Source organism: Aquitalea sp. S1-19, assembly GCF_024343515.1.
In genome coordinates, this window is sequence record NZ_RJTZ01000106.1 from 1 (window position 1) to 10,326 (window position 10,326).

At 62.7% G+C, this 10,326-nt stretch carries 8 protein-coding genes and 1 other RNA gene; all 9 read left to right on the forward strand.

Annotated elements, in window-relative coordinates; all coding sequences use genetic code 11:
* Positions 1-354, forward strand: a 354-nt coding sequence (locus tag EGI20_RS14120) for a BamA/TamA family outer membrane protein (protein ID WP_498632244.1), incomplete at its 5' end; no start/stop codon positions are given.
* 10 nt (positions 355-364) lie between these two features.
* Positions 365-4,174, forward strand: coding sequence for a translocation/assembly module TamB domain-containing protein (locus tag EGI20_RS14125; protein ID WP_498632245.1), 3,810 nt, complete (start codon positions 365-367; stop codon positions 4,172-4,174).
* Between the two features lie 105 nt (positions 4,175-4,279).
* Positions 4,280-4,731: RNase P RNA component class A (gene rnpB, locus EGI20_RS14130), an RNA gene on the forward strand.
* A 169-nt stretch (positions 4,732-4,900) separates the two neighbouring features.
* On the forward strand, positions 4,901-5,929 hold the full coding sequence (dusB, locus tag EGI20_RS14135) for a tRNA dihydrouridine synthase DusB (protein WP_124735107.1): 1,029 nt from the start codon (positions 4,901-4,903) through the stop codon (positions 5,927-5,929).
* 18 nt (positions 5,930-5,947) lie between these two features.
* On the forward strand, positions 5,948-6,184 hold the full coding sequence (locus EGI20_RS14140) for a helix-turn-helix domain-containing protein (protein ID WP_124735051.1): 237 nt from the start codon (positions 5,948-5,950) through the stop codon (positions 6,182-6,184).
* 76 nt (positions 6,185-6,260) lie between these two features.
* On the forward strand, positions 6,261-7,838 hold the full coding sequence (gene purH, locus EGI20_RS14145) for a bifunctional phosphoribosylaminoimidazolecarboxamide formyltransferase/IMP cyclohydrolase (protein ID WP_498632247.1): 1,578 nt from the start codon (positions 6,261-6,263) through the stop codon (positions 7,836-7,838).
* 153 nt (positions 7,839-7,991) lie between these two features.
* The gene (gene pagP, locus EGI20_RS14150; protein ID WP_498632248.1) at positions 7,992-8,561 is read left to right on the forward strand and encodes a lipid IV(A) palmitoyltransferase PagP; all 570 of its coding nucleotides are present in this window, start codon (positions 7,992-7,994) and stop codon (positions 8,559-8,561) included.
* 61 nt (positions 8,562-8,622) lie between these two features.
* Positions 8,623-9,894: a phosphoribosylamine--glycine ligase gene (purD, locus tag EGI20_RS14155; protein WP_498632249.1), complete on the forward strand. Its 1,272-nt coding sequence runs from the start codon at positions 8,623-8,625 to the stop codon at positions 9,892-9,894.
* A 143-nt stretch (positions 9,895-10,037) separates the two neighbouring features.
* The coding region (locus tag EGI20_RS14160; protein WP_498632251.1) for an L-threonylcarbamoyladenylate synthase at positions 10,038-10,326 on the forward strand (289 nt) is incomplete at its 3' end.

Consider the following 10,326-nt stretch of genomic DNA (forward strand, 5'->3'; position numbering starts at 1 on the left):
CAAACCGACAAAGTGCCCTCATCCCTGCTGTTCCGTGCCGGCGGCGTCAATAGCGTGCGCGGTTTCGAATACGAGAGCCTGGGCGTTGCCGGCCCCAATGGCTCGGTCTTGGGCGGGCGGGTGATGGCAACCGGTTCGCTGGAATATCTGTTTACTGTTGCACCGCACTGGCGTCTGGGCCTGTTCCACGATATGGGTAATGCCGCCGATAGCTGGAAGCATTTCGAACTGGCCCGCAGCTTCGGCTTCGGTGTGCGCTGGCTAAGCCCGGTGGCACCGATCGCCTTTGATCTGGCGCGTGGCGATACCGACCGCAAATGGCGCTGGACCATGAGTCTGGGCCTGCCTTTCTGAACGAATACCGATGATGCCGAATACTGAGCCACCACCGCAGGATGCCCCTGCGCCCGAACCTTCCGCCCCGCGCCGGCGCTGGGGCCGGCGTATCCTGCTTGCCTTGCTGGCCATGCTGTTTGCCGTTTTCGGTGCACTGGGCTGGTTAACCGGCAGCGAAGCCGGCTTTGCCCGGCTGTGGCAGCTGGCGGCTCAGGCCAGTCAGGGTGCGCTATCGGTTGCCAGGGTCGAAGGCACCTTGTGGCGCGGCTTCCAGTTGCAAGGCCTGCGCTGGCAGACGCCGCTTAAGCGTATCGAGCTATCCCGTATCGCCTTGGATTGGCAGCCGGGCGCGCTGTGGCAGCGCAAGCTGATCATTAACCGGCTCGAACTGGGCAGTGTGCTGCTGGATGACCGTAGTCCCGCCTCGGGCGAGCCCTTAAGCGCGCCTGCATCGCTTGCCTTGCCGCTGGATATCGAGGTCAGCCATGTGTCCTTGCAAAGCTTGAGTCTGCAGCCGCAGGCACTGGTGTTCCAGGACCTGGCCGGCTCCTACCTTTATCAGGGTGGACAGCATGCGCTGGCGCTGGAGTCGCTGCATTCGCCCTGGGGCAGTGCCGCCGGTTCGCTGGCATTGGCGGCCGACGCGCCTTTTGCACTGGGCGGGCGGGTGGAGCTGGGGGGCGAACTGGATGGACGCAAGGTGCAGGCCTATGCCAACCTGGGTGGCTCCTTGCTGGCGCCCACACTTGCGCTCAAGGGAGAGGCTACCGGGGTGGTGGCCGAGGTGGACGGGCAGTTTGTGCCGTTTGCTCCGGTGATTTACCGCAAGATCAAAACCCTGTCGATACGGCTGGGTAATATCAATCCGGCCATGCTGTTTCCCGGCGCGCCGCAGGCGCAGTTGTCGATGGCGGTGGAAGCGCAGCCTGCCGGCGACGACGCGCTTTCCGGCGGTTTGTCGCTGATTAATGCCGCGCCGGGCCCGGTGTCGGCGCAGCGCCTGCCCCTGTCGCTGGCGGTGGCGACTTTCCGTGTCAATCAGGATGCGCTGACGCTGTCGGATGCCTTTGCCAATGTGGCCGATGGCCGGGTCGGCATCGCCGGTGTCTTTACCCCGCAAGATTTCGATCTCAAGCTGGCGCTGGAGCGCTTGTCGCTGCGTGCCATTTCGGCGGCCGCCCCGGCGCAAACCGTGTCGGGCAAGGTCGCGCTTGGCGGTGAAAAAATGCGTCCCCTGCTGACGCTGGACTTAAGCGCCGACAAGCTGCGCCTGAATGGCGAGCTTGCCTGGTTGCGCGGCAAGACCGAAGCACTGGATATCCGCCGTCTGCGTGCGAGTACCGGCAACGGGGTGATGGATGTCAGTGGCCGGCTGGGTCTGGATGCCGCGCAGCGCCTGAGCTTGAACGGAACGCTCAAGGCCTTTAATCCGGGCGCGCTGAGCAAGGATCTGCCGCAGGGCAGCATCAATGCCAACCTGAACGTGGATGCCAGGCTCGCCGGCGCGCCGCAAGGGGATGTCAGCCTGATGCTGACCCCCAGCCAGCTCTCGGGTGCGCCACTGAGCGGTCGCGCTGAGGCGCACTGGCAGGCCGACCGCTTAAGCCGGCTCAATGCCTCTTTGCTATTGGGCGGCAACCGGTTGCAGGCCAGCGGCGCTTACGGCAAGCCGGGCGACAAGCTGCAACTTTTGTTGCAGGCCGACAATCTGGCGCTGCTGGGGCCCGCCTTTGCCGGGCGTGCCAATGCGCGCGTTTTGCTGGCCGGCACGCCGGCGCAGCCCTTGTTCAGCGCCAAGCTGGACGCGAATGCCCTGCGCCTGCCTGGCGACTTGAGCATCGCCAGCCTGAATGCCGAGGGAGAATTGGCGGCCAGCGGCGCCAGCCCTTTCAAGCTGGATGCAAGACTCGCCGGTCTGCGCGCCGGCACACTGGATGTCGAGCAACTGATATTGGCAGGCCAGGGGGTGCGTAGCCGCCATCGTGTGAGCCTGGATGGCAAGCTGCAATTGCAAGGCAAGCCCTTTGTCTTGTCGACCGAACTCAATGGCGGCTTGTCCGATGCCAGTGTCTGGCAGGGCACGCTGGCGCGGCTGAGCGTGAGCGGCGAGCCTGCGCTGCAATTGTTGCAGCCGCTGAGCCTGAGTGTGGCGGCCGATGCGGTGAGTCTGGGAGCCGGGCGCTGGCGGGCGCTGGACACCGACTGGACGCTGCAAAAAACGGCCTGGTCACGTGCCGGCGGCATCGAAACGGCTGGCAGTGTGCGCGGTGTGCAACTGGCGGCGCTGTCGCCCTGGCTGAGCTTGCCGCTGCAAGAAAACCTGGTGCTGGGCGGCGATTGGACGTTGCGTATGGCCGGCGGCGTGCCGCAAGGGCAGGTGAATCTGCAGCGTGAAGCGGGTGATGTGTTGTTGCCGGCCAAGTCCGGCACTCAGGCGCTGGGGCTAAGCAATGCGCGCCTGCAGGCACAGCTTGATGGCACGGGCTTGATCTGGCGCATGCAGCTATCCAGCGCACTGGCTAGCCTGAATGGCCAGGGTCGCATCCAGACGCTGGGCGGGCGTTACTCGGCGGCTTCGCCGTTGAGCGCCAGCGTGCAGGGCGATGTGCCTGCCTTGTCGGCCTTTCAGGGCTGGCTTGCGCTGGGACAGACCATGGGCGGACGGGCGACGGCCGATCTGGCGATCAGCGGCACGCTGGGTGCGCCGCAGCTCTCTGGCCCGATCAGCGCCAGTGGGCTCGCCTTTAGTGACCGCCTCAACGGCATCGCCCTGAAAGACGGCACGCTGGCGGCGCGTTTTGCCGGGCGCGAGTTGTGGCTGGAGCGGCTGACTTTCGACAATAACGACAACCTGAGTGCCACGGGGAAACTGGCGCTGGTGGATGGCAAGCCCGCAGCACAAGTGGTGTTCAAAATGGATAAGTTCCGCGCCATTTCCCGCCCCGGGCAAAGGGTGGTGCTGTCGGGCCTGGTCAATCTGAATCTGGATGACAAGGCGGTCGTACTGGATGGGGCAATCAAGATTGACCGTGCGCGACTGGAAATGCCCAAATTCGGCGCGCCGGCGCTGGGGCCGGATGTGGTGGTTATCGGGCGGGTGCAGCCGGAAGCGGGTGCAGCCAGCTTGCCGTTTGCCATGAATCTCAAGCTAGATCTGGGCGATAACTTCCGCTTTAGCGGTGCCGGTCTGGCCACCCGTCTGGAAGGGAATCTGCAGTTGCAAGCCAAGCCGGGTGAGGCGCTGGCCGTTTATGGCCAGGTCAATACGGTGGATGGCCGCTTCAAGGCTTATGGCCAGGACCTGGATATCAGCAAGGGCGTGATTTCCTTTAGCGGCGCCGTCGACAACCCTGGATTGGCGATACGCGCACAGCGCCGGATGTCACCGGTCGGGGCCGGGGTCGAAGTCAGCGGTTCGGTGCTCTACCCCAAGGTGCAACTGGTGGCGGATGAGCCGATGTCGGAGAAGGAAAAACTGGCGTGGCTGATTCTGGGGCGCTCGGCTAGCAGTGGCGGTCAGGACGATAGCGCGCTGGCGGCTTCGGCCGGCGGTTTCCTGGCCGGTGCCATCAATGACAAGCTGGGGCTGTTCGACGATATCGGGCTGACTTCGCGCAGCGAAAAAACGCTGGCCAACGGCACGGTCAACCCGGCCGAGCAGGTGGTGACACTGGGGCGACAGTTGTCGCAGTCGCTGTATCTGGGCTACGAGTACGGCATTACCAGCGCCACCCAGGCCGTCAAAGTGGTCTACCAGCTCAGCAAGGGCTGGTCGGCGCAGATCAAGGCCGGCACCACGGTCGACATCGAGAGCCGTTATACGGTGAGATTTGACTGAAGGGCAGGGAATAGGGAGTAGGGAGTAGGACTCAGCGGTTTTTTACTCCCTATTCACGACTCCCCACTCCCTGTCTCTTCCCTCCGGTGTTACAATCCGCCCCGGAAAGTCGACCAGACAGTCGCCGCGTGTTAAGTCACGGGGAGGAAAGTCCGGGCTCCATAGGGCAGGATGCCGGTTAACGACCGGGCGCCGTGAGGCGACGGAAAGTGGAACAGAGAGCAGAACCGCCGATGGCTGGGTGCTTCACCGCAAGGTGCAGCACCAACGCGACAGGCCAGGATACGCGCCCTTCAGGGTGTACGTCCTGCACCAGCGCTGGCTTGCCAGCACGCTGTCGCACGGCACAGGTAAGGGTGAAAAGGTGCGGTAAGAGCGCACCGCGTTGGTGGCAACATTCAACGGCAGGCTAAACCCCATCCGGAGCAAGACCAAATAGGGGTACATTGGCGTGGCCCGCGCTGTACCCGGGTAGGTTGCTTGAGCCTGTCGGTAACGGCAGGTCTAGAGGAATGACTGTTCAACGACAGAACCCGGCTTATCGGTCGACTTTCCACCTCATCCAGCTAGTCTCGTCTGCCAGACGGCGATAGCTATAGACTAAACTCTTTGTCTTTGCCACTTTCCGCCGCACGGATAGTGCAAAAAACAGGCAATCGCCTCTCCCCCGTCCCGGCAAAAAGCATTACAATGGCGACCCTTCGCCGCCTGAACGCCGTTACCCGCATGCAAATCGGATCTTACCTGCTGAAAAACCAGCTGATTGTCGCGCCTATGGCCGGCGTGACTGACAGGCCGTTTCGCATGCTGTGCAAGTCCATGGGCGCGGGGATGGCGGTGTCGGAAATGATCACCTCCAATAAGACGTTGTGGCACAAGGCCAAGACCTTGCGCCGTGCCGACCATAGCGGCGAGGTTGAGCCGATCTCGGTGCAGATCGCCGGTGCAGATCCGGCCGAAATGGCCGAGGCGGCGCGCATGAATGTGGATCAGGGCGCGCAGATTATCGACATCAATATGGGCTGCCCGGCCAAGAAGGTATGCAATGTCGCCGCCGGCTCCGCGCTGATGCGCGACGAAGCCTTGGTAGCGCGCATACTCGAGGCGGTAGTGGGCGCGGTTGATGTACCGGTGACGCTGAAAATCCGCACCGGCTGGAGCCGCGAGCACAAGAATGCGCTCGCCATCGCGCGTCTGGCCGAGCAGTCAGGCATCGCCGCGCTGGCCGTGCACGGACGTACCCGCGAAGATCTGTATCACGGCGAGGCCGAGTACGAGACGATCGCCGCGGTCAAGCAGGCGCTGAGCATTCCGGTGATCGCCAATGGCGACATCGACAGCCCGGAAAAAGCGCGTTTCGTACTGGAAGCCACCGGTGCCGACGCGATCATGATAGGGCGCGCCGCACAGGGCCGGCCGTGGATCTTTCGCGAGATCCAGCATTATCTCGATACGGGCGAGCATTTGCCGCCGCCGCGCGTGGCGGAAATTCGTGCGGTATTGCTGGCCCATCTGGACGAGCTGTATGCGTTTTACGGCGAGTACTCCGGCTGCCGCATCGCGCGCAAGCATATTGCCTGGTACACCAAGGCGCTGGCCGGCGGCAATGCATTCCGCCAGGCCATGTACCAGCTGGAAAGCACCGAGGCGCAGCACTTAGCCGTGGCCGGCTATTTCGATAGGCTGTGCGAGGCTTCCGAGCGCCTGCAGTATATAGATGAACCTAGCAGCCGCCCCGTGCGTGCTCCCGAATAAGCAAAGACAGCCGATACCATGCAGAATCACGAACACATTTCCCACTCCGTCAAACTGGCGATGGAGCAGTATTTCCGCGATCTGGACGGCGAAACGCCGACTGCGGTATACGACATGGTATTGGCTTGCGTGGAAAAGCCGCTGATCGAGGTGGTGCTGGTGCATACCCAGGGCAACCAGACGCGGGCAGCCGAATTACTGGGGCTGAACCGCAATACCTTGCGCAAGAAGATGAAGGCTTACAGTCTGATTTAACAGATAAACCGGCAACCCCGTCAGGGCTTGCCGGTTTTTTATGGTGTGGCAGTAGACTCAAAGGGAATAGAAGCAGATGACCAAGATAGCACGCGCGTTGATCAGTGTTTCCGATAAAACCGGCGTTCTCGAATTTGCCCGTGCATTGGCGGCACAAGGCGTGGAAATCCTGTCCACCGGCGGTACGGCCAAATTGCTGGCCGACAACCAGGTGCCTGTGATCGAGGTGTCGGATTACACCGGCTTTCCGGAAATGCTGGATGGTCGCGTCAAGACCCTGCATCCCAAGGTGCATGGCGGCATTCTCGGTCGGCGTGATCTGCCCGAGCATGTAGCCAAGATGGCCGAATTCGATATCGGCAATATCGACCTCGTCTGCGTCAACCTGTACCCGTTTGCCGCCACCATCGCTAAGGAAGGCTGCACCATCGAGGACGCGATCGAGAATATCGATATCGGCGGCCCGACCATGGTGCGCTCTGCCGCCAAGAACTGGGCACATGTCGCCATCGTCACCGACGCGGCCGACTACGGCTGTCTGGTCGAGGAAATGGCGGCCAATGCCGGCAAACTGGCGAAGAAGACCCGCTTCGAGCTGGCTAAGAAGGCATTCACCCATACTGCTGCTTACGATGGCGCGATCTCCAACTATCTGACCAGCCTGGCGCCAGAAGCGATTACCGGCACGCCGGACCGCGTGGCTTTCCCGGATCGCCTGAATGCACAGTGGGTCAAGGTGCAGGACATGCGCTACGGCGAGAACCCGCATCAGGCGGCCGCCTTCTACCGCGACCTGGAACCGGCGGCCGGCTCCATCGCCAATTACCGCCAGCTGCAGGGCAAGGAGCTGTCGTACAACAATATCGCCGACAGTGATGCAGCGTGGGAAGCGGTCAAGACCTTCGAGCAACCGGCCTGCGTGATCGTCAAGCATGCCAACCCGTGCGGCGTGGCCATCGCGGCCGATACGCTGTCCGCTTACCGTCTGGCCTTTGCCACCGATACCACCAGCGCCTTTGGCGGCATCATCGCCTTCAACCGTCCGGTCGATGCCGAAACGGTGGAAGCGGTCACCGGCCAGTTCCTCGAAGTGCTGATCGCCCCGGCCTTTACCGATGAAGCCAAAGCCATCATCGCCGCTAAGAAAAATGTGCGCGTACTGGAAATTCCGCTGGAAGCCGGTGCCAACCATTACGAACTCAAGCGCGTCGGCGGCGGCGTGCTGGTGCAGACCCCGGATATCCGCAACGTCGGCCTCGACGAACTGCGCGTGGTGACCAAGCGTGCGCCGACCGAGCAGGAAATGAAGGATCTGCTGTTTGCATGGCGTGTGGCCAAGTATGTGAAGTCTAACGCCATCGTGTTCTGCGCCAACGGCCAGACTGCCGGTATCGGTGCCGGCCAGATGAGCCGCGTCGACTCCACCCGCATCGCCGCACGCAAGGCGGCTGACGCCGGCCTGTCGCTGCAGAACGCGGTTGCATCTTCCGACGCCTTCTTCCCGTTCCGCGACGGCATTGATGTGATCGCCGAGCAGGGCATCAAGGCCATCATCCAGCCGGGTGGCTCGATGCGCGACGAAGAAGTATTCGCCGCAGCTGACGAACACGGCATCGCCATGGTACTCACCGGCGTGCGCCACTTCCGCCATTAAGCCTGCTTGTCCTGCTCCCGGCTCAGGCTGGGAGCAGATTTGGCTAGTCAGAGATTTTTATATTGTCTGCAGCCTTGGCGTCTGGCGTATCATGCGAGCCTTTTGCAAGGCCGGCTTGCCATTGGCAACCCGGTCTCTGAGTGAGAGGTTTGCATGTCAAGTTCTGTTGTCACCCGCTGGGTGGTTCTGGGTGCCCTGGGTGGCGCATTGTTAACGCCCTGCGCCTGGGCGGAAGAAGGCGAAGCACCAGCGGGATGGTGGTCCCGGACTCAAGCCACGATGGCGGAAACTTGGGCATCCCAGCAGTACGAGTTATATGTCCCGCTGAATGCCTGGCACAACCGTTCCAAGTATTCGGCCGAGAAAATTGCCGGCTACAACGAAGATCCCTGGGGGCTGGGGGGCGGCAAGTACCGCTACGACGCCGATGGTGACTGGCATGCCTGGTATGCGATGGCTTTTCTCGATTCCCACAAGGATATCGAACCGATTGCCGGTTATGGTTTCCAGAAAATGTGGCGCCCGTGGGGCGGAGATTTCCGTCTGGGTGCCGGTTTTACGGCGGGTGTGACGGCGCGCAAGGATTATGACTATATCCCGCTCCCGGTTCTTCTGCCCCTGCTGTCGGTCGAGTATGGACGCTTCGCGCTGCAGACAACTTATATCCCCGGCGGTTCGGGTAATGGCAATGTGCTGTTTACCTGGGCACGCTGGCAGTTTTGATTTGAGCATGCCGGTATCGGTGCCTGATGGCGGCAGCGGCATGCAATCTGGAGATTGATTGATGAATATCCTCGTTATCGGCTCCGGCGGGCGCGAACACGCGCTGGCCTGGCGCATCGCACAGTCGCCACGTGCGGCCAAGGTCTTTGTCGCGCCGGGCAATGCCGGCACCGCGCTGGATGCGCGCCTCAGCAATGTCGCAATCAGCGATATTGCCGAACTGGTCGCCTTTACCAAGGCAGAGAACATCGCGCTGACCGTGGTCGGCCCCGAGGCGCCGCTGGCCGCCGGCGTGGTCGACGCCTTCCGCGCCGCCGGCCTGCGCATCTTCGGGCCGACCCAGTACTGCGCGCAGCTGGAGAGTTCGAAAGACTTTGCCAAGGCCTTTATGCAGCGCCACGGCATTCCGACCGCCGGCTACCAGACCTTCACCGACGCCGCCGAGGCACGCGCCTATGTAACGGAGCGCGGCGCACCGATCGTGATCAAGGCCGATGGCCTGGCCGCCGGCAAGGGTGTGGTGGTGGCGATGACGCTGGAAGAAGCGTATGCCGCCATCGACGACATGCTCTTGGGCAACAAGATGGGCTCGGCCGGTGCACGCGTGGTGATCGAAGACTTCCTCGAAGGCGAGGAGGCCAGCTTTATCGTGATGGTCGATGGCGAGCATGTGCTGGCGATGGCCACCAGTCAGGACCACAAGCGCCTGCTCGATGGCGACCAGGGCCCGAACACCGGCGGCATGGGGGCCTACAGCCCGGCACCGGTGGTGACGCCCGAGGTGCACGAGCGCGCCATGCGCGAGATCATTCTGCCGACGGTGGCGGGGATGAAAAAGGACGGCCATGCCTATACCGGCTTCCTGTACGCCGGGCTGATGATAGACAAGGCCGGCCAGCCGTTTACCATCGAGTTTAACTGCCGCTTCGGCGACCCGGAAACCCAGCCCATCATGGCGCGCATGAAGTCTGACTTTACCGAACTCTTGGACGCCGGCATCGACGGCAAGCTGGATCAGGTCACGGCCGAATGGGATAGCCGCGTGGCGCTGGGCGTGGTGCTGGCGGCTGCCGGCTATCCGGATGCGCCGCAAAAGGGTGCCGTGATCAGCGGCATTCCGGCGGCGACGGCCGACGGCATGGTGTTCCACGCCGGGACGGCTCAGAACGCAGATGGCGCAGCGGTGGTATCCGGCGGACGTGTGCTGTGCGCGGTCGGTCTGGGCGACACCGTGGCTGATGCGCAGGCGCGTGCTTATGCGGTTGCAGACCAGATCGAGTTTGACGGTTGCCAGCTGCGCCGCGACATCGGCTACCGCGCCATCGGACGCTAAAGCAGTAACCGGCCTGGCGCTTCTTCTCCCGGTGCCGGGAGAGGAGGTGCCAAGCTTCTGTTGCCGGGTTTTACCATTTCCCGCTCCCCTCTTGCTGGCTATCCCCGTTACAATGTCGTCTTCATCAATTGGGCGATTTCATCTTGCAGATCAGAAAGTTTCCCGCCGCTAGCCTGCTGGCTCAGGCGCGTGCGGCTTACCGTGAGGGCGGGGTGATTGCCTACGCCACCGAATCCTGTTTCGGCCTGGGGTGCGATCCGCTTAATGCGCGCGCGGTGCGCCGGGTGATTGCGCTCAAGGGCCGGCCCAACCACAAGGGCCTGATCGTGGTGGCGGCGAGCCTGGAGCAGTTGGCGCCGCTGATTCGCCCGCTGTCTGCTGCCGAGCGTGAAACCGTGATGCGCTACTGGCCCGGGCCGACTACCTTTTTGA

Bases quoted from the DNA above. Each gene is read 5' to 3' on its own strand.
- EGI20_RS14140 (WP_124735051.1), top strand. From the start codon at position 5,948: ATGCAGAATCACGAACACATTTCCCACTCCGTCAAACTGGCGATGGAG.
- EGI20_RS14125 (WP_498632245.1), top strand. From the start codon at position 365: ATGATGCCGAATACTGAGCCACCACCGCAGGATGCCCCTGCGCCCGAA.
- dusB (WP_124735107.1), top strand. From the start codon at position 4,901: ATGCAAATCGGATCTTACCTGCTGAAAAACCAGCTGATTGTCGCGCCT.
- pagP (WP_498632248.1), top strand. From the start codon at position 7,992: ATGTCAAGTTCTGTTGTCACCCGCTGGGTGGTTCTGGGTGCCCTGGGT.
- purD (WP_498632249.1), top strand. From the start codon at position 8,623: ATGAATATCCTCGTTATCGGCTCCGGCGGGCGCGAACACGCGCTGGCC.
- purH (WP_498632247.1), top strand. From the start codon at position 6,261: ATGACCAAGATAGCACGCGCGTTGATCAGTGTTTCCGATAAAACCGGC.